General features: G+C 34.3%; 25 protein-coding genes and 2 tRNA genes. 12 read left to right on the plus strand and 15 right to left on the minus strand.

Features of this window, described 5'->3' with window-relative positions:
• Positions 1 to 109 precede the first annotated feature (109 nt).
• The gene (locus tag PHV22_RS04325; protein ID WP_295022252.1) at positions 110 to 991 is read left to right on the plus strand and encodes a lipid A biosynthesis lauroyl acyltransferase; all 882 of its coding nucleotides are present in this window, start codon (positions 110 to 112) and stop codon (positions 989 to 991) included.
• Positions 992 to 999: 8 nt separating this feature from the next.
• Here PHV22_RS04325 and PHV22_RS04330 read toward each other — a convergent pair whose 3' ends face one another.
• Genes PHV22_RS04330 through panB form a run of 3 tightly spaced genes read right to left on the minus strand, consistent with a single transcriptional unit; the run spans position 1,000 to position 3,845 of the window.
• Positions 1,000 to 2,049 (minus strand): AI-2E family transporter, encoded by a 1,050-nt coding sequence (locus tag PHV22_RS04330; RefSeq protein WP_295022250.1) that lies wholly within the window; start codon positions 2,047 to 2,049, stop codon positions 1,000 to 1,002.
• Complete coding sequence (ruvB, locus tag PHV22_RS04335; RefSeq protein WP_295022249.1) at positions 2,046 to 3,059, minus strand: Holliday junction branch migration DNA helicase RuvB; 1,014 nt, start codon at positions 3,057 to 3,059, stop codon at positions 2,046 to 2,048. Before ruvB ends, PHV22_RS04330 begins: the two co-directional genes overlap by 4 nt.
• Positions 3,060 to 3,845, minus strand: coding sequence for a 3-methyl-2-oxobutanoate hydroxymethyltransferase (gene panB, locus PHV22_RS04340; protein WP_295022248.1), 786 nt, complete (start codon positions 3,843 to 3,845; stop codon positions 3,060 to 3,062).
• 83 nt (positions 3,846 to 3,928) lie between these two features.
• On the opposite strand from panB, the gene PHV22_RS04345 reads away from it, so the two are divergent.
• Together PHV22_RS04345 and trpA are read left to right on the plus strand one after the other, a co-directional pair.
• A complete protein-coding gene (locus PHV22_RS04345) occupies positions 3,929 to 4,330 on the plus strand; it encodes an Hpt domain-containing protein (protein ID WP_295022246.1) in 402 nt (133 codons plus the stop codon).
• 5 nt (positions 4,331 to 4,335) lie between these two features.
• Entirely contained in the window at positions 4,336 to 5,076 is a 741-nt protein-coding gene (gene trpA / locus PHV22_RS04350) for a tryptophan synthase subunit alpha (protein WP_295022244.1), read from the plus strand.
• A 21-nt stretch (positions 5,077 to 5,097) separates the two neighbouring features.
• On the opposite strand, the gene PHV22_RS04355 is transcribed toward trpA, so the two are convergent.
• The 5 genes from PHV22_RS04355 to PHV22_RS04375 form a co-directional block, all read right to left on the minus strand.
• Complete coding sequence (locus PHV22_RS04355; RefSeq protein ID WP_295022242.1) at positions 5,098 to 6,387, minus strand: putative glycoside hydrolase; 1,290 nt, start codon at positions 6,385 to 6,387, stop codon at positions 5,098 to 5,100.
• Between the two features lie 145 nt (positions 6,388 to 6,532).
• Positions 6,533 to 6,609, minus strand: a tRNA-Arg gene (locus PHV22_RS04360).
• Positions 6,610 to 6,669: 60 nt separating this feature from the next.
• The gene (locus tag PHV22_RS04365; RefSeq protein WP_295022241.1) at positions 6,670 to 6,894 is read right to left on the minus strand and encodes a hypothetical protein; all 225 of its coding nucleotides are present in this window, start codon (positions 6,892 to 6,894) and stop codon (positions 6,670 to 6,672) included.
• 4 nt (positions 6,895 to 6,898) lie between these two features.
• On the minus strand, positions 6,899 to 7,126 hold the full coding sequence (locus PHV22_RS04370) for a hypothetical protein (RefSeq protein ID WP_299945996.1): 228 nt from the start codon (positions 7,124 to 7,126) through the stop codon (positions 6,899 to 6,901).
• Between the two features lie 124 nt (positions 7,127 to 7,250).
• A complete protein-coding gene (locus PHV22_RS04375) occupies positions 7,251 to 7,469 on the minus strand; it encodes a cold-shock protein (protein ID WP_295022239.1) in 219 nt (72 codons plus the stop codon).
• A gap of 378 nt (positions 7,470 to 7,847) precedes the next feature.
• Here PHV22_RS04375 and PHV22_RS04380 point away from each other — a divergent pair, with 378 nt between their 5' ends.
• The 4 genes from PHV22_RS04380 (at position 7,848) to PHV22_RS04395 (ending at position 12,237) form a co-directional block, all read left to right on the plus strand.
• Positions 7,848 to 8,678, plus strand: coding sequence for a mechanosensitive ion channel family protein (locus PHV22_RS04380; RefSeq protein ID WP_295022237.1), 831 nt, complete (start codon positions 7,848 to 7,850; stop codon positions 8,676 to 8,678).
• A gap of 88 nt (positions 8,679 to 8,766) precedes the next feature.
• The gene (locus tag PHV22_RS04385) at positions 8,767 to 9,558 is read left to right on the plus strand and encodes a hypothetical protein (protein ID WP_299946000.1); all 792 of its coding nucleotides are present in this window, start codon (positions 8,767 to 8,769) and stop codon (positions 9,556 to 9,558) included.
• Positions 9,559 to 9,680: 122 nt separating this feature from the next.
• A complete protein-coding gene (uvrB, locus tag PHV22_RS04390) occupies positions 9,681 to 11,663 on the plus strand; it encodes an excinuclease ABC subunit UvrB (protein WP_299946003.1) in 1,983 nt (660 codons plus the stop codon).
• 7 nt (positions 11,664 to 11,670) lie between these two features.
• A complete protein-coding gene (locus tag PHV22_RS04395; protein ID WP_295022233.1) occupies positions 11,671 to 12,237 on the plus strand; it encodes a DedA family protein in 567 nt (188 codons plus the stop codon).
• A 16-nt stretch (positions 12,238 to 12,253) separates the two neighbouring features.
• Here the strand turns inward: PHV22_RS04395 and pckA are convergent, their stop codons facing one another.
• The gene (gene pckA, locus PHV22_RS04400) at positions 12,254 to 13,846 is read right to left on the minus strand and encodes a phosphoenolpyruvate carboxykinase (ATP) (protein WP_299946006.1); all 1,593 of its coding nucleotides are present in this window, start codon (positions 13,844 to 13,846) and stop codon (positions 12,254 to 12,256) included.
• Positions 13,847 to 14,004: 158 nt separating this feature from the next.
• Between pckA and PHV22_RS04405 the strand changes: the two genes are divergently transcribed.
• From PHV22_RS04405 to PHV22_RS04415, 3 genes are all read left to right on the plus strand, one after another.
• Positions 14,005 to 14,080: transfer RNA gene (locus PHV22_RS04405), tRNA-Val, on the plus strand.
• Positions 14,081 to 14,209: 129 nt separating this feature from the next.
• A complete protein-coding gene (locus PHV22_RS04410) occupies positions 14,210 to 15,304 on the plus strand; it encodes a site-specific integrase (protein WP_295022229.1) in 1,095 nt (364 codons plus the stop codon).
• 316 nt (positions 15,305 to 15,620) lie between these two features.
• Complete coding sequence (locus PHV22_RS04415) at positions 15,621 to 16,484, plus strand: hypothetical protein (RefSeq protein ID WP_295022228.1); 864 nt, start codon at positions 15,621 to 15,623, stop codon at positions 16,482 to 16,484.
• A gap of 279 nt (positions 16,485 to 16,763) precedes the next feature.
• Here the strand turns inward: PHV22_RS04415 and PHV22_RS04420 are convergent, their stop codons facing one another.
• The 6 genes from PHV22_RS04420 to hsdR form a co-directional block, all read right to left on the minus strand.
• On the minus strand, positions 16,764 to 17,450 hold the full coding sequence (locus PHV22_RS04420; RefSeq protein ID WP_299946010.1) for a nucleotidyl transferase AbiEii/AbiGii toxin family protein: 687 nt from the start codon (positions 17,448 to 17,450) through the stop codon (positions 16,764 to 16,766).
• On the minus strand, positions 17,437 to 18,009 hold the full coding sequence (locus PHV22_RS04425) for a helix-turn-helix domain-containing protein (protein WP_299946012.1): 573 nt from the start codon (positions 18,007 to 18,009) through the stop codon (positions 17,437 to 17,439). Before PHV22_RS04425 ends, PHV22_RS04420 begins: the two co-directional genes overlap by 14 nt.
• Positions 18,010 to 18,133: 124 nt before the next feature.
• Positions 18,134 to 18,799: a hypothetical protein gene (locus tag PHV22_RS04430; RefSeq protein WP_299946015.1), complete on the minus strand. Its 666-nt coding sequence runs from the start codon at positions 18,797 to 18,799 to the stop codon at positions 18,134 to 18,136.
• 5 nt (positions 18,800 to 18,804) lie between these two features.
• A complete protein-coding gene (locus PHV22_RS04435) occupies positions 18,805 to 19,980 on the minus strand; it encodes a restriction endonuclease subunit S (RefSeq protein WP_299946018.1) in 1,176 nt (391 codons plus the stop codon).
• Positions 19,973 to 21,460 carry a class I SAM-dependent DNA methyltransferase gene (locus tag PHV22_RS04440; RefSeq protein WP_299946021.1) on the minus strand — a complete coding sequence of 496 codons (1,488 nt, stop codon included), beginning with the start codon at positions 21,458 to 21,460 and terminating at the stop codon, positions 19,973 to 19,975. Before PHV22_RS04440 ends, PHV22_RS04435 begins: the two co-directional genes overlap by 8 nt.
• A gap of 184 nt (positions 21,461 to 21,644) precedes the next feature.
• Positions 21,645 to 23,981, minus strand: a complete 2,337-nt coding sequence (gene hsdR, locus PHV22_RS04445) for an EcoAI/FtnUII family type I restriction enzme subunit R (RefSeq protein WP_295022218.1) — start codon at positions 23,979 to 23,981, stop codon at positions 21,645 to 21,647.
• A 55-nt stretch (positions 23,982 to 24,036) separates the two neighbouring features.
• On the opposite strand from hsdR, the gene PHV22_RS04450 reads away from it, so the two are divergent.
• Positions 24,037 to 24,297 carry a Txe/YoeB family addiction module toxin gene (locus PHV22_RS04450; protein ID WP_295022216.1) on the plus strand — a complete coding sequence of 87 codons (261 nt, stop codon included), beginning with the start codon at positions 24,037 to 24,039 and terminating at the stop codon, positions 24,295 to 24,297.
• 20 nt (positions 24,298 to 24,317) lie between these two features.
• Positions 24,318 to 24,455: a hypothetical protein gene (locus PHV22_RS04455; RefSeq protein WP_295022214.1), complete on the plus strand. Its 138-nt coding sequence runs from the start codon at positions 24,318 to 24,320 to the stop codon at positions 24,453 to 24,455.
• Positions 24,456 to 24,527 lie beyond the last annotated feature (72 nt).

Consider the following 24,527-nt stretch of genomic DNA (forward strand, 5'->3'; position numbering starts at 1 on the left):
CACAAGCTAGAGCTACGAAAAACAAGTTTTTCTAGAACCGAAAGAGTTTTATGCTCTTTTTTTTACAAAGATGTACAACATCGACTTTAAATACTGGAGCTATTCATAGATGGGATTCAAACTATTTTTACTGCTTGAAAAATTTTTAATGCTTCTTCCAAAAAAAATAAGAAAAAATTTCTTTGTTTTACTAGCAAATATTGCATACAAGCTATCCTCAAGATACAGAAATGTAGGATTTATAAATTTAGATTTTGTGTTTGGCGAGAGGATGAGTCAAAAAACAAAAGAAGAAATTGTCAAATACAGCTTCAAAAATCTTCTTTTAAATTTTTTGCATCTCATGGAAATAAAAAAAATGAGCTTGGATGAGCTAGAAAAAAAGATAACTGTTAAGAATATAGAAGCAATTAACAGGCTAAATGGTCGCTCTATCATATATGTTACACCTCACTACTGTGCATGGGAACTTGGCGCGGTTGCAACCGGAGTTTTTGTAAATCCTCTCACTGCTGTTTTTAAAGAGATGAAAAACAAAGAGTACCAAGAGTGGATGTTAGATGCTCGCTCTTCATTTGGGAACAAGTCACTAGAAAAAGCAAATGTTGTAAAACCTCTTATTAAACTCATCAAAAAAGGTGAAGCTTGCGGAATTGTGATAGATACTGGAATAAACAAAAGAGAGGGCCTAGAGGTTAGATTTCTTGGGAAGATAGTCCGTCAAACCTCAACACCTGCTTACTTAGCCAGAAAATATAATGCTGCAATTATCCCCGTAACCATAAAGACTGACGATGAAGAGAACTATACTCTAATGTTTTTTGATGAGATAGAGGTGGAAAAAACAGAAGACGAGCAAGCAGATATACTAAAAGCAACCCAACTTCAAGCAGATTGGCTATCTTCTCTTATACAAGAAGAGCCAAAATTTTGGTTTTGGATACATCGTAGGTTTAAGGGCGAATATCCAGAAATTTATAGAAAAAAATAAAATTATTTTTAATTTTTTCTATATCCATACTCTTTAGTTCTTGCCTCAAAAAGTTGCAGCAGAGTTAAGAAAAAGGCTGTTATCGCAGGTCCTAGAATCATACCCCAAAACCCAAATGTCGCGAGTCCTGCAATAATGGCAAAAAAGATAACAAGTTCATTCATCTTTGCATCGTCATCTTTTAGAAGTCTCTTATTTAGCTCTTTTATAATCAATGGTTTTATAAAAGTATCAGCAACTACAGAGATGACAACAATCGTATAAAGAGCTATAAAGATAGCATTAGAACTATTTCCCACTGAAAATTCAAAAAGGCTAAATGGTAGCCACATAATAGCTCCCCCTACAACCGGAATCAGAGACGCAAAACCATACATTATGCCAAACAGCAGACCATCATAACCAATATATGAGATAGCAAATCCAAAGAGTATCCCCTGAAAAATTGCATTTACTATGATTGAGTAAAAAACAACACTCATAACAGAGGATAACTCTTTTGCCAAAAGCGTTGTCTCTTTAACAGACATCTGAACTACTCTTTTTAACAATTCAACCACAAAAGCACCGTTATATTGGGCAAAGAAGTAAAAAATTATAACAAGAAACGAATTTTTCAAGTATGCCATACTAAATGAGCCAATATTTCCAGTCAAAGAGAGCGCATATGCTGTAATTGAATCCATATTTATATGCTTTATCTCCTCCAGCATATAGGGCTTTAAAAACAGTAGATATTCTGGAGGGTTTGCTATAAAATCTCGAATCACTCTCTCTATATTTAAAAAAATAGCTGGGTCTGCTTGATTTAATTTTGTAGATAGTGTTACTAAAAAATATCCAAGAGGAGCAAAAAGAAGAAGAGCAAGTAAAAAACTTGAGGTAAGTGCTGCCAAAAATTTTGACCTTAATGTTTTTTCAAAAAAGTTTTGTATATTTGATGTTGATATCGCCAAGAGTGCTGCAATCACGATTCCAAGCATAAATGGAGCATACAGAAGATACATCCAGTAGAGCGAAACAGCAAAAAGAAGTGCTACAAAATATTGTGGTTTCAAAATAGGGTTCCTGCTTGAGTGGATGAGATTTGGATATTTAGAGCTTCATATGTATTTTGAGTAGCTCTTCTGCCTTTTGCTGTTCTCTCAAGGTATCCATTTGCAATCAAGTAAGGCTCTAAAACATCTTCAACCGTCCCCTCGTCCTCACTAAGAGCAGCTGCAATCGTACTAAGTCCCATTGCTCTGCCATTTGATGAAGCCAAAAGAGTCAGCAACCTTATGTCCATCTCATCAAATCCATGTGAATTTATGCCGAGCTCATTAAGCGCGTATTTTGCCCTAAAAGAATTAATCTCAAACTCATCTGCCACATCGGCAAAATCCCTAACCCTGCGAAGAAGTCGAAGTGCGATGCGAGGCGTACCCCTGCTTCTTTTTGCTATCTCCTCACACGCCTCATGAACGATTGTTTTGCTTAGCTTACTTGAAGCTTGCATGATAATTTTAGAAAGTTCTTCATGGGAGTAAAATTGCATTCTAAAGTTCATCCCAAATCTATCTCTAAGAGGATTAGAGAGCATTCCCGCCCTTGTTGTTGCACCAACTAGAGTAAAGCGAGGCAGATCTATCTTTACTGTTTGTGCGGCTGGACCACTTCCTATGATGATGTCTATCCTAAAATCCTCCATAGCTGAGTAGAGTATCTCTTCAACAGCTGGTGATAGACGATGGATCTCATCTATAAAAAGGATGTCGTTCTCCTGCAAATTAGTAAGCAAGGCTGCTAAATCCCCACTTTTTTCTATCATGGGAGCAGCAGTTATCTTAATATTTGTGTTCATTTCGTTTGCTATAATAAGCGCTAGCGTGGTTTTTCCGAGACCTGGAGGACCAAAAAAAAGAACATGATCAAGCGCTTCACCTCTTTTTTTACTAGCTTCTATGAAAACACCAAGATTTTTTTTCACTTGATCTTGCCCGATATACTCATTCCACGCACTCGGACGGAGAGTTATTTCACTGCTCTCTTCAGATTCAAACTTCTCTATCTCCATTAAGCGTTCCATCTAGTAGGTGTGTTCCTCTTTTGGAAATTCTCTGCCCTTTACCTCATTTGCATAGTTTTGTATTGCAGTTTTAACTAGGTTTGAGCCATCTAAATATTTTTTTACAAATTTTGGTGTGAACTCTTCAAAAAGTCCCAGCATATCTGAAAAAACAAGAACCTGCCCATCAACGCCAACTCCTGCACCGATGCCTATAACTGGTATTTTTACGCTAGCGGCTACTTTTGTTGCAACTTCAGATTTTACACCCTCAATAACCATACAGAATGCCCCTGCACTCTGTATGGCTTTGGCATCTTTTATGAGCTGCAGCTCCTCTTCATCTGTTTTACCCTTAACCTTATATCCACCCTCGCTACGAACTGCTTGAGGAAGCAGGCCAATATGCCCACAAACAGCTATACCATTTTGTGTAAGATACCTAACTACTTCCGCTTTACTCTCACCACCCTCTATCTTTACGCTATGTGCCGGGGTTTCTTGAAATACTCTTGTTGCATTTTTAAGAGCTTCTTCCTTATTGGTATAAGTTCCAAATGGCATATCACAGATTATAAAACTATTTTTGGCTCCCATACATACGGCGTTGGTGTGGTATATCATTTGCTCCAAGGTCGCGCTAAGAGTGTCATTTCTGCCTGCAAAACTCATATTTAAACTATCACCAACAAGTAGCAAATCAGCATATGGTTCAAACAATCTAGCAAAAAGCGCATCATAAGCAGTTATCATAACTAACGGCTGAACACCTTTTGCTTTTTTAATAGAATTTATTGTCATTTTCATAGTCACTCTTTTTTGCTCTTTTTTAATAAAAAGTATTTTAACTAATTATTGCTATAATTTTGACTATATGGGAGAATTATTTTATGGGCATAAGAAGTGATTTAGACTCTAATTTTGATTATGAAATTGTTGATGAATTTTTAGATCATTACGGAATGATGGTAGAGTCCATGGAAACTATAATCATTGATCTCTCTAAGCCGCAGATGTATGACAGAAGCGTAAATGAACTTTTTAGGATTTTTCACAACATTAAGTCTGCATCCAGCTATCTAAAGATTGAACAGATGTCAAAGCTCTCTGCTTTTGTTGAAGAGCTACTTGAGCAGATAAGAACAAATCACAAGAGTGTAAACGATGAAACAGTAACATGGCTACTAAGCATCAGTGATATGTTTGCGATATGGAAAGACGATTTAAAGCTAAATAATGAACTTACTCATGTAAAATATTCTCTACTTAAACTACCAGATTTGGAAAAATAACATAAATGAAAAAACTAGTTGCATTCATAACCTCTGGCTATCCAGAGAAAAAATTTACTATAGATCTAGCCTTAGCTCTTAGCGATAGTGGTGTAGATACGCTTGAGCTTGGGGTTCCATTCTCTGATCCAGTAGCTGATGGTCCACTTATAGAAAAAGCAAATCATAAGGCACTGGAACTTGGCTTTAAGTTTGAGCATTTAAGAGAGATATCAACAGCCGTTGCACCTAAAATTGACACCCTATGGATGGGATATTTCAACAGCTTCTATCAGCAAAGCATGGACAAACTTATTCCATACGCCAAATCTATTGGAATAAACGGCTTGATTATTCCAGATCTACCTCATGAAGAAGCACTACTTTACAAAGATCTGTTTGATGTCAACGAGATAGTAAATATTAGTTTTGTCGCCCCAACAGATAGTGATGAAAGAATTAAAGAAGTTGTAGAAAATTCCAAAAAATTCATATACATGGTTGCATATACAGGGATAACGGGCTCTGGCGTATCTGAAGATTTGAAACCATTTTTGAATTCAATAAAAAGATATACAAAAACTCCTGTTTTTGTTGGCTTTGGCGTTAACAAAAAAACAGCCAGAGAGAGAGTGAAAAATGCAGATGGTGTTATTGTTGGGAGCGCATTTACGGAGATACTCTTAAAAGATCAACTAAGTTATACACAAAAAATTGCAGAGTGTAGTGAGCTAGCAAAGGTATTAAAAAACGAGATCAACAGTTAAGCGTCCATCCCCCCAACTACACTACTGCTTAAGTGTAGGTAGTTGATCCATCTTGGGTTCGACACAGGCCGTTAAGCTCTTCTCAATAGCTTTAATTTTTAGTTTATTTAGCCCAGCATAGCTATAAGCATTTCTAGGATTCCATAAAATCCAGCCACAACTTCCAAAGTCATCACTCGCGCGAATCTGATCTCTAATCTCTTTTTCACCGTATATGCGTCTGTCATAAGCGTAGTCACGAAAAGCCTGTAGCCATGGCCTGAAAGATAATGGACTTTTATATGATCTCTTAAGTGCTCTATCTAGTGAGAGTTTAACAATCTCATAGTTTGCAGCAACTGGATTTCTAAATCCTGGGATACCATGATTAAAACCAGACGGATATAGCATCGGAGAGATATAATCAACATAGGGCATTATAGAATCAACCCTTTGCCCTATATCAAGATCTGCATCATGCCAACTAACATACCCAAAAACATCCGCCGACATGAAGACATTATAGGGAGTAAGAGCCATTCTTGCATACTCTAAAAATCCACTAATCGCCTTAACTCTCTCCGCCTGAGAATTTTCAACTCCAAGCTTTAGCCCTTTTGCGTCCGGAAAACGAACATAGTCAAACTGTATCTCATCAAACCCAGCAGCAGCTGTTTCTTTTGCAATAGAGACAATGTACTCCCATCCCTCTCTCTGAGATGCATCCATCCAGCTTAAACCCTCTTTATCTTTATAAAGAGTTCCATCTTCTCTCTTTATGCCAAGACGAGAGAAAGCCGTCACGAATGGCGTATCTTTAAAGCAAACAATTCTGGCGATTGTATAAATTTTCTCTTTTTTGAGATTAGCTATAAAAAGTTTTAAATCTTTAAAGACAACAATGTTTTGCGCACCAATTTTATTTGCAATTTGATTGTCCGTCCTATATGCTACTTGTCCACGATCCATCTTTATGTCAATAACAAAAGCATTAACCTCTGTTTCACGAGCAATCTCTTTTGCATTGCTCATAATTTTTCCATTTGTGGCACCTAGACTAGAGAGATAGATAGCTTTTGGAACAAGAGCGTCAAGATACATCTTTCCACCGGTGATATAAAACTTTCTATCATATCCTACCGCACGAACGCCTATATATTTTGAGTAAGGAATAGCAAACGAACCATTACTGTCCGTCTTGTACTCTTTAGAATCCGAAACAATAATTGCATTTTCTATTGGTTTATTGCTTTTTTTATCAAACACAATTCCAGTAGTCATTGCCCCAAAGAGAAAATTAACAAACAGAACAAGAAATAAAAATATTTTCACCACATCTCACTTATAAATAATTTTGCGTATCGTATCAAAAAACTAGGAAATTGTGACAAGTAATATAGTTTAAATTTAGTTTTAAATTAAAAAAAGTAAAGATTGTGAATTTGAGAATAATAAATTTGATTATTGCATGTTTAGATGGTGCGCCCGAAGGAATTCGAATCCCTGACCGCCGGTACCGCAAACCGGTGCTCTATCCAGCTGAGCTACGGACGCACATTTTCTTCATTGAAGAGACCGGAATTATAGCACTTTTAGCTTACAGTTGTATAAAATTTACTCTATGTCCTCAAATTTCTTTGTAATTTCATTGATTCTTTGTTCTTGTAGAAAAAGTTCATGATTTTTTCGTACATACGCCTGAAGGAGAATCTTTAAATCATTATTGCCTTCCATGTTGAAATCTTTTCGCATTTGTCTTTCTAAAAAAATAGCAAAATTATCCTCAACATCTACATCAAAACGACGCCCACCAATGTTTAAGCCTAACTTTTTGCTCATTTATCTACGCCATCATGCTTTCTATTTTTTCTACTATCTGCTCTATTTCTAAATCTTTCATGGCGCTTTCTTCTGTTAGTCTCTCTATTTCTCTATCTTTTTTTTCGCACTCATTTTTAATTTGTGCAGATTCTTGTTGAACTTTCTCATTTTCATCTTTAAGTAGGTTGTATTTTTGGACTACATTTGATATTTGATCATTTAATCTTGTTAGGGCTGATTGATTTGGCATAAAGAATCCTATTTATTGTATTACGCGAATTCTATCATAATTTAATTTGTTCTAAGATTTATTTTGATTGATTTTTTTGTGAGATTTAGAGGATTTATAGGCGGAAAACCGCCTATGAGATTAGTTACAGTGCAGTAACATTTTCTGCTTGTGGACCTTTTTCGCCTTGACCAACTTCAAAAGTCACTTTTTGACCTTCGTTTAATGATACACGACCATATCCTGTGCTATTAATTTGACGAAAGTGTACAAATACATCTTTTCCGCCATTTTCTTGCTCGATAAATCCGAAACCTTTTTCACTATTGAACCATTTTACTGTTCCGTTAACTAATGCTGCCATTTTTCTACCTCTTTGTGTTAATACACCACTATTAATGGTGGTTGAAAATCTAATATGAAGCTATCATTGGAGTGATTGTACTGCCTAATTAAGGTTACAATATAAAACAAGCCAAAGATGAAATTCGAATCATCTTTCATTGGACGAAGTATAGCTTAAGAATAATTAATTTACAAGTCAAGAGAAATATTTAATTGAAAAATATATTTTATAGAGTCTAAATACTTTGTATAGCTTAAGAATAATTAATTTACAAGTCAAGAGAAATATTTAATTGAAAAATATATTTTATAGAGTCTAAATACTTTTTTTATATGGTAAATTAAGATAATATTTGGATTTAAAACTAATCTACAAAAATAAAAAACAAGGCAACAAATGAGTGAGCAACTGCGTGGCATAGACAAATTCTATAGTATTATGATTGAGTTTTTTGCAAACTATAGCCTACAGATAATAGGTGCGATTATAATCTTCACAACAGGTGTTTTTTTATCAAAATATATTTACAAATTTACACTTAAAATTCTTCTTAAGTATAATCTTGACGAGACCCTTAGTGGTTTTATAGCAAATTTCTTTAAAATTATCGTTATCTTAATGATGGGCATTTTGGCGCTTGGGAAACTTGGCATATCTATAGCTCCTTTTATAGCCGCCATCGGCGCTATTTCTCTTACTGCAGGACTAGCACTTCAAGGTAGTGTTTCAAACTTTGCAGCTGGCTTAGTTTTAGTGGCAACCAAACCATTTAAAATAGGTGATACCATCACAGTTAAAAATAACTATGGGGAAGTTGATGAAATAAAGCTAGCCTATACTGTCCTCGTTAATGAGAATGAAGAAAAAATTACTATCCCTAACAAATACATGATTGGTGATGTTTTAATAAACTCATTTAAGTATAGGATTGTTGAGGGAAGCATTAATATTTCGTATGACAGCAATATTGCGGATTGTATAAAAATAATTAAAAATATTTTACAAAATAGCAATAATGTCAGCAATGAAAACGAATCAATCGTCGGTATTCATGCTTTTAGGGATAGTGGCATTGAAATAAATTATAGATATTGGGTGCCAACAAAAAGCTTTTTCAAAATTCAATATGAGATAAATTTACTTCTTTTAAAAGCCTTAAATGAAGCAAAAATAACTATTCCATTCCCTCAACTAGAGGTAAAGATTTTAGAAAATTCAATAAAATAGTCGTATAAAGTCTTGTAAAAGAGTGATTTAATTTTATAAGCTATACTTTTACATAGCGAATATACAATAAAGTGAGTGGATTGATATTATGAAAATATTTATATACACCACATTGTTACTTACAAATATGCTAGGAAATACACTAGATTTTGATAGCACTTATACTCCTGGGTCTCAGTATTGCAATCCACTGTTTCAAAATATACAATCTAGTAGTAGAAAGTGCCATGAACAATCATTTTATCACACTCAAGATCTAGGCTCATTATTAAAAGGATCCACTTCTGTTAATTATGCACTTGAAAAAGATATGACTAACGAAAGAGTCTCTATGGTTGCTAACTACTCCAGAAATGGCTTTATTGCACAACTGCAAAACTCTCAAGAAAAAGACACAACAACAGATGAAGGTTACTCAAGCGACACCACAATAAACCTAATATATCAAGATAAACTATTGGAAAATTTTACAACAACTGTTTCACAAAGCTTTTTTTTACCCACACAAGCAACAAACATAGAAACAAATCCGGCAAGCTACACAAGCACCCTTGAAACACAATATTTTATAGATAGCACCTATGATATTTTCACTCAAAGCAACTATACTTATCTGAAAAAATCTTCGAGTGCACTACTGAGCAATCCTTATAATTTTGAGACAGGAGTAAGCTATAAAAATAATAAGCGTTCATCACTAACGGCTTCTTACTCACAAGTAAAAGATAAGAGTAAATTTGCAAAAACTAGTAAAATCTCAACACTCTCTTTTAAGCACAAAATCAATAAAAAAATTAAAACTTCCCTAACAATCCATAAAAGTTTAGCCGCATGCCCGCAGGAGGACAGCGCATCAGTCAAAATAAACTATGCTTTTTAGTCTATCATGACTAGTTATTGTTTGTGGGTGCTGATTTACAGATAAAACATAAAAGTTCTATTCTAGATGGTTGTCTCTTTGTGTAAATTTTTTATTTCCTACATTTAGCTACAATTTCATCAATGAAAAATCAGTCAAAATTTAAAGTAGTTTCCCCATACTCTCCAGCAGGTGATCAACCAACAGCCATAAAAACTATAAGCGATTCCATACTTAAAGGTAATCGTTATCAATCGTTAGAGGGCGTTACTGGAAGTGGTAAAACTTATACTATGGCTAAGGTCATAGAGAATGTGCAGATGCCAACTATCATCATGACCCATAACAAAACTCTTGCAGCTCAGCTTTATAGTGAGTTTCGTCAATTTTTTCCAAATAATCATGTTGAGTATTTTGTAAGTTATTATGATTATTATCAGCCGGAAGCCTACATCCCACGGCAAGATCTTTTTATTGAAAAAGATAGCGCCATTAACGATGAACTTGAGAGAATGAGACTCTCTTCAACTGCAAATCTGCTTAGTTATGATGATGTTATCGTTATAGCATCTGTCTCTGCGAACTATGGTTTGGGAGACCCTGAGGAGTATGAAAATATGGTTCAGTCGGTCTCTATTGGCGATGAGATAGCACAAAAAAAGCTTCTTTTGCGTCTTGTAGAGATGGGCTATAGCAGAAATGATACATATTTTGACAGCGGTCACATACGAGTCAATGGTGAAAGTATAGATATTTATCCGCCATATTTCGAGCAAGAGGCTATCAGGATTGAGTTTTTTGGGGATGAGGTAGAGTCAATCTATACTTTTGATATTATCGACAACAAAAAACTAGAAGAACATAAGCAGTTTACAATCTACGCAACTTCGCAATTTAGTGTGAGCCAAGAGAAGATGGCGGTGGCGATAAAACGCATAGAAGAGGAGCTGGATGAGAGGTTGGCTTACTTCAAGGCAAGCGGAAAATTGCTTGAGCATCAGAGGCTAAAACAGAGAGTTGAGTTTGACTTAGAGATGCTCCAAACCACTGGAATGTGTAAGGGAGTTGAGAACTACTCAAGACTTCTAACAAACAAAAAAGCAGGCGAAGCACCGTACACTCTACTTGATTATTTTGCACTTCATCATAAAGATTATCTAGTGATTGTGGATGAGTCTCATGTTTCGCTTCCACAATATCGTGGAATGTACGCAGGAGATAGAGCCAGAAAAGAGGTTTTGGTCGAGTATGGTTTTCGTCTTCCAAGTGCGCTTGACAACAGACCGCTTATGGCAGATGAGTACATCAACAAGGCGCCTCACTATCTTTTTGTCTCAGCAACTCCATCGGAATATGAACTAGAGTTATCAAGCACGAAAGCGAAACAAATCATCAGGCCAACTGGACTTCTTGACCCTATCTTAGAGATAAGAAAATCAGACAATCAAGTTGAAGATATACATGATGAGATAAAAAAAATCATAGTCAAAAACGAGAGAGTTCTCATAACTGTTCTAACAAAAAAAATGGCGGAAGCACTGACAAAATATCTGGCGGATTTGGGTATAAAAGTTCAATACATGCACTCCGATATTGACACGATAGAGAGAAACCAGATTATCCGCTCACTTCGTTTAGGGGAGTTTGATGTGCTTATTGGGATAAATCTTCTTCGAGAGGGTTTAGACCTACCAGAAGTTTCTCTTGTGGCAATCTTAGATGCCGACAAAGAGGGATTTTTAAGAAGTGAGACCGCGCTTGTCCAAACCATCGGTAGGGGTGCTAGAAACTCAAACGGAAAAGTCATACTTTATGCAAACAAGATAACAAATTCAATGCAAAAAGCCATGGACAAAACAACCGCTAGAAGAGAGGTTCAAGAAGCGCACAATAAAAAGCACGACATAACGCCGACCACAACTATGAGAAAGCTAGATGAAAATCTTAAAGTTGAAGATTATGGCGAAATTTACCAGAAAAATAAAAAAATGGATAAAATGCCGGCGTCAGAGAGAAAAGCTCTCACAACAAAACTTATGCTTAAAATGAAGCAAGCAGCCAAAGAACTCAACTTTGAAGAAGCTGCGAGACTTCGCGATGAGATAGCAAAACTAAAACAACTATAGGAAAGACATGGAAGATATATTTGGAAATTTAGCAACTTACGGTTATGTAGGACTATTTTTATACTCACTAGGTGGCGGATTTTTTGCTCTGCTTGGTGCTGGAGTTCTCTCGTACATGGGAAAGATGGATCTTACAACTTCCATAGCAATAGCATTTTTTGCAAACGCACTTGGTGATTTTTTACTCTATTATATGGCGAAATACCAAAAGAGCGTTATGATGGAGGGGCTTAGAGCTCACAGAAGAAAATTAGCCCTTGTTCATGTTTTGATGAAAAAGAGAGGTTCTTGGATAATTATAATTAAAAAGTTTATCTATGGACTAAAATCGTTAGTGCCAATAGCAATTGGACTTACAAAATATGATTTTAAAAAGTTTGCAATATTGAATGTTTTAGGAGCTGGTATCTGGGCTCTATTTTTTGGACTTGGAAGCTACTACTCTGGCGCTTTTTTGGTAAGAATGGCTGGGTTGGTTAGCGATAAACCTTGGGTTGCACCTATTGTTTTAGTCGTAGTTGGTGGTAGTTTATGGCTTTACATGACAAAAGCGACAAAAAAGAAAAAGAGATAAATAAAAAGAGGATTTCTTAATCCTCTTTTACTATTCTAGGACCTGCAGCAGAGTAATCAAACTCACTATTTTCTAGTTGATATTTTTTAAAGTTTTCAATAAACATATTAGCAAGCGTATCTCTTGTTTTTTTGAATTCGCTCTCATCTTTCCATGCATTTCGTGGATTTAGAATCTCTGAATTTACATTATTTAGCGTTTTTGGAACTCTTAATCTAAAGGTTTTAGTTGTCATAAACTCACTGTTTTTAATGCTTCCATCTAAAATAGCATCAATACAAGCGCGAGTATCTCTGATGCTCATTCTTTTTCCAACACCATAAGCGCCACCAGTCCAGCCAGTATTAACTAAATAAACATTAACACCATATTTATCTATCTTTTCACCTAAAAGTTTCGCATAAACTGTTGGATGTAACGGTAAAAATGCCTCGCCGAAACATGAGCTAAATGTCGCAACAGGCTCGGTTATACCTCTCTCTGTTCCAGCAACCTTAGCAGTGTATCCACTTAAAAAGTAGTACATCGCCTGTTCTCTTGTAAGTTTTGAAACTGGCGGTAAAACACCAAATGCATCTGCTGATAAAAATATAATATTTTTTGGATGATCGGCACCAAGTGAAGGCTCATGGTTGTCTATAAACTCAATCGGGTAAGAAACGCGAGTATTTTCGGTCTTCGAATCATCACTATAATCAACTTCTCCCTCTTCATTCATAGCTACATTTTCAAGCAGGGCACCCTCTCTTATGGCGCAAAATATTTCAGGTTCACTATCTGGATCAAGGTTTATTACCTTGGCATAACATCCACCCTCAAAGTTAAAAACACCATAATCATCCCAGCCATGCTCATCGTCACCTATTAATCTTCTTTTTGGATCTGTTGAAAGAGTTGTTTTTCCAGTTCCACTTAACCCAAAAAATAGTGCTGTGTCACCATCCTTGCCAACATTTGCGGAACAGTGCATAGAGAGTTTGCCCTCAAGTGGTAACCAGTAGTTCATCATAGAAAAAATTCCTTTTTTCATCTCACCACCATACCAAGTTCCACCAATAATTGCCATGTTGTTTTCAATATCAAACATTACAAATACTTCAGAATTTAACCCGTGCTCTTTAAACTTCGCATCTATAGCCTTACAAGCATTTAGCACAGTAAAGTCTGACTTAAATGTTCTTAGTTCCGATTCTGTTGGACGAATAAACATATTTTTTACAAAATGAGACTGCCAAGCTATTTCAGATACAAAGCGAATAGATTTTTTTGATGCCGCACTTGCTCCACAATATACATCTGTTACATAAATATCTTTATTTGACAACTGTTCTTTGGCTACAGTGAGAAGTTCCTCAAAAACTTTAGCATCAACCTTTTTATTTACATCTCCCCAAGCAATATATTTGTTTGATGGATCACAATCAACAAAATATTTGTCTTTTGGGCTACGGCCTGTAAAAATTCCAGTATCAACCGCTGTTACACCTTTTTTTGTGATAGCGCACTCACTATTCTCAAGTTCGTGTTGAATTAGCTCATCATAACCGATGTTATGATAGATTTTACCAATATTTTTTATCCCTATTTCTTCCAACTCAGTCAAACTCATTACTTACCTTTTGAGCACTTTTTAATTAACGCGAATTATACACTCAGTAAACATAAATTTAGTGTAAAGAAAAGCTCTTCTTTAAAATCTTAATAGCTTTTTTTATGATAAAAATAAGAAAAATTAGTTTAAGTATTTTTTGATAGAATTCTGCTCTTGCTCGCATAACTCAGTTGGTAGAGTGTTACCTCGACAAGGTAAAAGTCACTGGTTCGAGTCCAGTTGTGAGCACCATCATTTATTACTACTAACTGCTACTTTTAGCACTCCTTATGTTTTACTTGTTATAATGTCAATATATCCTTTTACTACTAATTACTGATAAAAAAGTGTGGTAGAATCTTTCTGATTTGAAGTTTGATTATGTCCAAGCTAATTAAAACAAAATTTGCAGGTGTTTATTATAAAGAAGATAGCCAATCAAAGGTAAGAACTTATATCGCTAGAATTAAAATTGTCGGTCTAATAGATACTGAGCAAATAGTCGGCTATTCAAATGACGCAATAAGAACAAATCCATCTATTGCTTTTCAAAAAAGAAATGAATTAATACAAAAATTAAAGAATGGTGACTCTATCAGAATTCAGGACAATCCAACACTTAAATCATATTTTAATGAATATATGAACTTTAAAGAAAGTGGCTCTTTATTATCTCCGCAAAAAATCACTATATATAAATCATTCTTTAGCAATCATATACCACAACAACTAAAATCCAAGAAACTTAAACAGATCACAAAAGATGATTTTCAAAAAGTAATAAACACTATGGTTAGGAATGGTAATAAGCCAAGTTTCATAGAGACTATAAAGACTTGTTTCTCTCCAATATTTAATGATGCAATTGAAAAAAACATTATCACAAAGAACATAATTAAAGGTCTAAAGTTTCCTGATTATGATGCTAACAAATATTTTACACTGCCAGATGATAAAGCTAAAGCTCTAGTTGAAGAAATAATGAAAATAGCAGACAATCAATACAGACTTATGTTTATGTTTTTATTGCGTGGTAGAAGAGCTGGGGAAGTACTGAGTTTAGATTGGTCTAATATAAACTTTGAGAACAAAATCTATACAATCAAAGACTCTCAGTCAAAAATTAGAAAAAACCTTACTTTTGCACTTGATGATGAGTTGATTGAACACTTTAAATATTTAGAAAGGAAAGAGAGTGGATTAGTATTTGTGTCTCCTAAAACTGATAAAGCTTTTTTTACCTTTCCCGCAAGGCTATGGAAAAGAATAAAGGAAAATGCTGGTATTACTGACATGAAGCTACATGATTTTAGGCACTTACTAGGTTTTACTCTTGTTAATAACAATGTACCATTAGAATATATCTCAAAAGCTCTAGGACATTCCAAAATCACTACAACACAGAGATATAGTAATCAAAAAGAATTAATGGCTAAACAAGCCGTAGATACATTTTTAGGCATTATTACCCGATAAACACAAGATAGTATTTAACTTTTGCTGTTCAAAAACTTCTTAGAGTTTATGGGAATCCGTAAAATTTACTTTTTGAACACTTTATGGAACACGCAAAGCTCACTTGAGTATTTTGTGTTCCAAATATAAGAGATTGTTGAATTAATAAGCATCTGCTTATAAGAGAGATTAAAAATTATAGTGTAGAGTAAACTTATAATTATTCATAATCGGATGATGATTTTCTAATAAATTTTTTTACATGGGGCTAACATATTATAAGCAAAGAGTTAGTTTAAAAATGTATAATGAAATAAAAATATTATAAGGTGACACAATGTTGAAATTTTCTTTTATGCTATTTGTAACATTATTATTTCATGGGTGTGTAAATCCTATTCCTAATCAAGAAAAAACAACTTTTTCCTTGTATCACGATTCAAATCTTAAAAATGGTAAGTTTATTCAACATATACCAGAGCTTAATACCATTAATGTAGCGGAAGTAGGAGAAAATATCTACGAAAAACAAAACTTGTATTTTTATGATACAAAAACGGTTCAATTAAAAGATGCCTCTACTGATTATATTTCGGATAATCTTACCTTGCAAGATATTATTTCTGGAAAAAATAAAGAAAAATCCATTGAAGTTCAAAAAAATGCAGCATTAACTGGCATGATAAATAATTTTGTAGACAATATTACACCAAACAGTATTACTACGGAAGAAGGTTATATAAAGTCTAAAAAAGTCACAATTAATGATGTCCTCCGGATATCTAATGATAAGAAAATGTATGCACTCTGTGGTTTTAAAATGAATGAATTTCAGTATGGAGAATATTGTTTTTTAGACTTGAATAAAACAGGAACTTTTAACTATATCTTTGACGATTATTATGAGAATGCGTATAAATTAGTAAAGCCTGTTCCTTATTACACAAAACGAACACCACCTACTTTTGTCGAGGATTCTTTTAAATATCTTGTGTTGTATCAAGGAAAAATAGGGAATCAGATAAAAGTGTCTTTTAGAGAATTTAAAGATAACTTAGCAAGACCTGCATTTACACAAGATATAGAATACGAGATTAATTCAAATGGTACAACGATGATAGGATTTAAAGGTTTAAGAATTGAAGTATTAGATGCCACAAATATCTCAATAAAGTATAAAGTAGTACAAGATTATAAATAAAACTTTTAATACTACTGTAGAGGTTTCTTATAGAAAATTTTCTAAAAAATATTATTAGCATTCTATTAATGCTACAAATAATTTAGACTGTTACTTAACCTGTAGGTTTTGGAACTTTCTTAGAAATACTGACTCAAAATTGAATATGATATAATTTTAATGACTATCGGTTACTGACACAAAACTCTGAACGGTCTCACTGATATCCATGTTAACTAATTTGACGAGAGTGTTCAAAATATTTAACGGTCTCCTTATCTATGAATTTTGTACTTACATCTACGCTTGTAACTCTTTTATATTTGCCTGAATAATCTCTTTCGCTCTGTTTGCTATATCTAAATACTCATCACCTTGCGGCTCTATTTTTTCAAGTTCCAATTTATATAGATCCAAATTGAGAGAATCTAAACTTTGGGTCAATTTATCTAAATCTTCATAAGCTATAAATCTGGATTCAATTAGGTCTTTTAATATGTTATCATTTTTTGAAATAGCAACTGCTAAATCAAAAATATCTCTTGTTAAATTGTCTTCTTTTCTCCACTTGACCTTTTTAGCGATTATATCCTCAATACTTTCATAGTACAGCTCAAAATCAAGCGGTATTATTGTGTTTAAAACAGGTCTGTTTATGATTGCTTCATTGAGTAAAAAATCTACTTTTATGCCATCTCTGGTTTTTAGTTGCACATGATTATTCATACCATCAAATCTGTACTCAGTTTGGTCAAACAGAGTTGTCTCATCTATATACCACTTAGGATTTAAAAAATCAAAAACTTGAGCTTCAGTTATAAAAATATCTACATCAAAAGATTTTCTATGATTGAAATGAAACATAGATAAGGCTGTTCCACCACCAAAGACCCACCAGTTTTCAAGGCTAACTTGATTTTCAATACCTTGTATCAATTCATAGTAGACCTTATTTAGTGTCTCTATCTGTATTTTAAAGTTCTTCAAATAACCACTCATACTCTTTTATTGCCTTTACGTTAAACTGATCTAAATAATACTCATAAACTCTTTTTATTACATTTTTTTTAATACCGTAAAGCTTACAATACTTAACAACATCTTCATAAGAAACCTCTTTAAAAAGTGTTGATATAGCATAATTATATTTTTTGTCTATTTTCTCACTTGTAAAAATTTTATATAGATCATCAACACTATAGTGCATCTTTTTGTCACTTATAGAATTGTTAATTGTAGACAATATCCACTTGGCAGTATTTAGCTTTATTTCCTCTTCATTTATAACTTTAAAGGGTTTAATATGAGAATATTCATACTTGTCATTTGCAAAATCATACTCCAACTGCTTCATTAAAATAAACTCTGGTTTTATATTAAAAAACTTTGCAAATTTTTTTGCAGTATGTATTGTAAAACCTCTTTTATGCTGATATAACTCACTTATAGTTTTTTTACCAATATCAAGTGACTTACATAATTTATCTTGAGTGATTTTATTTGGTTCAATATACTTTTCTCTTATAAAATCTATCGGTGCTATCATAATTCATCCTATAACAATAATAAGTACTATTAAAAAAGTTATCATATATAGATAATAAGTACTATTAATAATGTTATCATATATAGATAATATTGTCAATGTTACAGCTATGACATATCTGGTTTTAAGCCAACTCTCTCGCAAATAATTTTTTAGCTTCTGGTATTAACCATTCTAAATGTAGATAATAACTCTCATAGCCCTCAATATCATCAGGGTTGAGATGAATAACTAGTTTTTCTAAAAACATATTTACTGTTTTTAGCCATTTCTCACTACCTTCTACAATGTCAAAAATTGTTTTTATCTCTTCACTATCCAAGTGAATTAATGTACTTTCAGACTCAAGATATCTAAGTATCTTGTTATAGCGTTTTATCCGTTGATTTATATCTTCAACTGTATGAGGTAACGGCTCTCTCTGAGATAAAGCGTGCAAACCTTGATTTAAATTTATGAGTAACTCTTGCAAATTAAAAAGTAGTTGCAATACATATTCTTGGCGTTTATGTATCTCATTTAATCGCTTCTTTTCTTCCATAAGTGCTGAATGATTTATGGAACGCATAACAGAAAAAGATGCTGTAAATGCTGCAATGAGTATTGCGAAAGCTCCAATTAACATAGTCGGTTCATCTACAAACCACATAGCAATAAATAACCCTACAAGCGTTAAAAATCCCACCCACCATAAAACTTTTAAAACACCGTCTACACAATCTCTTTTCTTAGTTAGTTTTTGTATTAGCTTGCATAACCACCCAAACTCAATATCTTTTTCAATTCCCATATAGTTTATAATTCTCCTCTGAATGCACTGTCTAAGATGGAAGCTTTCAGGGCTTTGAGGCTATCCATCTTCTCTTTTTGGAGCTGTTTTATTTTTTCTGTTTTTTGAGAGATTTCGTCTAGGTATGTAACTACTTTTTGTTGGATTTGGAGGGGTGGAAGTGCAAATTCTATCAAATTCATTTTACCTTGACTCATTTTTGGTTGAGCAGAACCTGTTATATAGCCACTTATATCTGTACATGCAAAAGCATATTCCATAAACTTATTTGTTGATATATTTTCTTTTGCTTTTACAATATGGGCATGGTTATTTACCCAAAACTTGCCATTTGCAATAAATGCAATAGGATATTTTCTTACTGTTAAATTTGCCCCATCTTCACTTATAAGTAAATATTCACCTTCAAAAATATAATCATTTACATAATCTATTATTCCACTTGCTCCATAATATGGGTATTGTCCGTTTATATTTTCTCTATCAGTTGATTTTATTGGTATTCTTTTTCCGTCATAATTATCAACTATTTTATTTAAAGGTTTCTTCTCATACTTATCTTCCAACTCTCCAAAGACATCATTCAAAACACTTCCCATAAATGCGTTGGCTTCGTCCATGTTTTTTTGATGCAGGGCTATTGATTTATCTATTTTTTCAAAGAGCAAATCCAATTTTGAAACTATTCTCTGCTGTTCTGGGAGTGGCGGGAGGGGGATATCAAGATTCTTAATTGCTTCTGACGGTACTCGTTGTCGTCCTGTTGCTCCAATCATTGTACTTACAAGATATTCATTTATTGAATTACTACGAATAAAATAATTTAAGTATAAAGGTAGCAAATGCTCAAGAGCATGTAACGCATAAACTTCAGTAGTTGCATATCCACCGTTGATATCTTTAGGTACGATTGTAACTTTATTGTTTTGTGTACAAGGAGTTATTTTTCCTACTAAGATAGCGTCCTTTTGAAATTTAACTTTTCCTTTAGAAACCTTAGCAAAATCTTCGAATTCAAATTCTGTATTGCGTCCACCTTGTTCATCAATATTTGACATGCCAATAAAAGGAACTTTTCCTTCTGTTATAGTTGGAGAAAAACCCTTTTTACAGCCTATTTGAACTATGTCAGGTAATTTTCTCCACTCCCACCCATCAGGAAGCTCATACAACTCACTCATTGATATCTTTCCCAATCAATATAGCCTCAATCTCATCCATCAAATCATTTATTTCGCTGTTATTTAGCTTGATATTTTCAACCAACTCTATGGGTGATTTATGCTCTATGGTCTCATTTTTGTTTGGATTTTTAGCACTAATGTCAAACTCTTTTATGTCATTGACATGTAGAATCCAAGAGTTACATGTAAGCGTTCTGTCTTGCCATACATCTAAGAACTCTTTGAAGTGTTCGTACTGGATTGGTTTGTTTTTTGTGAGCTTGTAGGGCGGATTTACTTCGTAGTAAAAGATGTCCGAGGTGCTTCCCTTTCTCTCAAAAAAGATGACATTTGTTTTTACGCCGCTGTATGGCAAAAATATGCCTGCGGGAAGACTAAGCACGGTATGAACATTGAAACGCTCCAAAAGCTCTTGTTTAACCGACTTAAAAGCGTTGTTTGTTTGAAACAAAACACCCTCGGGGATAACCACACCGCATTTGCCGCCAAGTTTGAGATGGTTCATCATGTGCTGTAAAAAGAGCAGTTCGGTAGCGTTTGACTTGATGGGGAAGTTCTGCTGGATGCTGTCGTTCTCTTTTCCGCCAAAAGGAGGGTTTGCCAAGATGCAGTCAAATCTGTCCTTTTCTTCCAAGCCTCGTATGTCTTTTGTGAGAGTATTTGCTTTTGCGATGTTTGGCGATTCTACTCCGTGAAGTATCATATTCATAACACCCATTACATAGCTAAGCGGAGTTTTTTCATTGCCGAAAAATGTCTCTTCGTTCAAAAACTTCAACTGCTCTGTTGAGAGTTCTCGCTGTTTGTTCGCTTTGATATCGGTGTAGCGTATGTGGTTGTACGCTTCGATGAGAAATCCACAGCTTCCCACGGCAGGGTCGTAAATACTCTGCCCAACTTTTGGGTCTAGCACATCGACAATGACTTTGATAAGTGGGCGAGGAGTGTAAAACTCCCCACTGTTACCGCCGTCACTCCCCATGTCTTTGAGAAGTTTTTCATAGATAAGCGAGAGTTGAAACAGATCAGCTTGATTGTGAAAGTCCATAGCATCTATGATGTCTAACACCTCTCTAAGCGTATGACCATTAGCGATACGGTTGTCTAAGTATTCAAATATAGCACCGATTTTATACTTAATAGATTTAGGATCCCCAGTGATAGACTTGAACCCTTTGAGATAAGGAAACAGTTCTTTATTTGTAAACTCCAAAAGGTCTTCACCACTCTTAGCATTGATAAGGTCACTCTTCCCATCTTTTTTAGGAACTGCCCAAGAACTCCACTTAAATTTATCATCTAAAATGTAAGTATATTCCTGCCCATTTAAAAGTGCTTCATCAGCTTTAGAGTCTTCTAAATCACTAAGAAATTTTAAGAAAAGTATCCACGATATTTGCTCAGTGTACATCATAGCACCACTGATACCGTCATCTCTTCTTAGGATGTCTGTTATTCTGTTTATTTTACTTTCCAAGTTTTGCCTTTTTTATATGTATAGATTTTACTGTTTTTTAACATAGGTCGGAAACTATGTTAAATATTTTTACTTTTTTTAACATAGCGTACATGTTAGATTTGCTAAAGCACGGTTTGCTGATATGGCTTTTTTTAGAGTAGCTTCAGTTTTTATTTGTTTGGTTAGTGGTAGCTTATCCATATTATCTATAAATCTCCCTCTGTAACTCAAAATACTCATCTCTCATCTGCGGTATTCCGCCAAAGTTCCCTGCCACTTCTCTAACGGTTCCAAGTCCACTTAGGTCAACCAACTTACCCAGCTTGTCTTCATCTAGCTCTTTAACACCGTCTTTTTCATATCGTTTTAAAATAAACTCTATAAATTCTTTAGCTTTTTCGTTATGAAACTTCTCTACAAACTCAGAGTTCTCTACATGTAAGACTCTTTCGCTTCTGGTTTTTATGTCTAGGTTAAATGATATATGAGTGAGCACATCATATATATCACTATTCTCTGCTTCAAATATTACTTTTAGATCATTGAGTTGAGATTCATCTATATTCATCTCACGAAGTTTATTGAGTAGGTCTTTTCTATTTTTTGGGTTGCTCCATATCTCTCTTAACCCATCTTCATCATTATAAAATTTTCCCAATACACCGATGAGTAATTCCAGATAATCTTCAGTTTTGAGCGGGATACCGTCTTCACCGACATAGGTTGTTTCTATGTTGATTACTTTAAGCTTTTTACCTTTGATGTCAATCGTTACTTTTTCATTTTTAGGCTTGTCATCACCTGTTTCTATATCATCACGATCTGTTGTATCAGTCTTTTCTTTTGGCTCTTTTTGTTGTTTTTCTCCGCTTCCATTTAGGGGCAAATCTTCTCCGTCCCAAGCAGGGTCATAGAACAAGTTTGTAGCCCCTACAAAGTCCATAATAGTAAAGAAATCTTTACCCTCAAACACACGAGTTCCACGACCAATAATCTGTTTAAACTCTGTCATTGATCTAATAGGTGCAGTAAGCACGACATTTCTAACATTTTTGGCATCTACACCAGTTGTAAGCATTTTTGAACTTGTAAGTATCGTAGGTATATCTCTATCGTTGTTTTGAAACATCTCCAAGAAACCTCTACCTATTTCGCCCTCATCAGATGTAACCCTTACACAGTAGTTACTGTCTTTGATAGTTTTAAACTTATCAATAGCTGCTTTCATATCCATCGCATGTTTTTGATTTACACAAAACACTATGGTTTTATCCATAGTATTCATATTTTCTAAGATTGTTTTTGCCAATAGTTCTGTTCTTTTGGGGATGACAACTTCTCGCTCAAATCTATCAAGTTCCACTATCTGTTTTTCTAACTCGCCAGTGATAATATCATTTGGGTCAAATCTGTACTCATCTATATTTGTTTGAATTCTTTTGACTTTATAAGGAGTTAAGAAACCATCGTTGATGCCGTCTTTTAGAGAGTATTCATAGATAGGGTCACCAAAATATTTGTAGGTGTCTCCATTATCATCTCTTTTCGGTGTTGCTGTAAGTCCTAAGTGAACAGCACTTCCGAAATGATTTAAAATAGCTCTCCAAGAACTCTCATCATTTGCACTACCACGATGGCACTCATCAATGATAATTAAGTCAAAGAAATTTGATGGATACTGTTTATAGTATGCGGTTACATCATCTTCTTGTTCTTCTTCTGAAGTCTCTAGAACTCTGTTTTTATTTTCAGCTATTGATTGGTAGATGGCAAAAAATATGTTTCCAGCTGTTGGAACTTTACCGCCTCGTTTTTTGATGACTTTTCCATTTATCTCAACACAATCTTTTTCAAGTGGATTGAATGTATTCATGGATTGGTCTTTAAGTACATTTCTATCTGCTAAGAAGAGTATCTTAGGTCTTCTATCACTATTATCTCTATTCCATTTGGATTGAAACAGTCTATATGCGATTTGAAAAGCGATGTAGGTTTTTCCCGTTCCAGTTGCCAGTGTAAGCAACACCCTGTCTTTATTATCCGCAATAGCTTCTATGGTTTTTTGAACTGCTACTTGTTGATAGAAACGAGGCTTCATCGTTCCTTCTATGTGAAAAGGGTAAGTAATTACATCTTTTGCTTTAGGAGTTGATTTAGCGTACTTTCTCTCAAATAGTTCATCAGGAGTTGGATAGTTGTCAATATAACTTCCTTTTCCCTCTTTGAGTGAGTGTTCATAGATTTTATGTCCGTTTGTGCTGTAGACATAATCAATACGGAGTCGTTGGGCATAGTTGATAGATTGTTGTAAACCATCCAGTGGGTCTTTTGATTCAGCTTTGGCTTCAATGATGGCAAGGTTGGTATTTTTATATGTAAGTAAGTAATCAACGAAGTATCTTTTACCTCTTTTACCGCCTATAAGCTTTCGCCCATCAGTAAAATAGTACTCTCTAACAATGTTTGATTCAAGCCAATCACTATCCTTTATTGCAGGATCAATTAGCTTAGAACGAGTATCTGATTCTGAATATGCCATATAACACCAAAGATAACAAAATATATTTTGGTTTATTATAGCTAAATCTTTAAAATTGGGGTCATTCCATACATTTGCCAATCAAGCTTGGGAAGATTATCTCTATTGGCAACAAAATGATAAAAAGATTCTAAAAAAGATCAATGCGCCTATCAAAGAGATAACAAGAGAACCCTTTAAGGGAAGCGGTGAACCTGAACCGCTAAAGTATAACTGGTCGGGCTATTGGTCAAGAAGAATAACCATAGAGCATAGGCTAGTATATAAAGTAACTGAAAATGCTGTATTGATAGCTCAATGCAGATATCATTATTAAAAATAAAAAAGGATACTGTTATGACGGAATTAGATATTACTGCTGCTATTGAGAGTCAAAAAATAAATCAAGAATACAAATGTGTAAAAAAACTGAAACATGTTGCGGTAAATATTGCGGTTTTAGATTTTAACAAGTCTAAAAACCTCATAAAATAGGCACTCTATAGCGTAGCATATTTACCTCGACAAGGTAAAAGTCACTGGTTCGAGTCCAGTTGTGAGCACCAT

The organism is Sulfurimonas sp., assembly GCF_028713515.1.
In the GTDB taxonomy this organism is placed as follows: Bacteria; Campylobacterota; Campylobacteria; order Campylobacterales; family Sulfurimonadaceae; genus Sulfurimonas.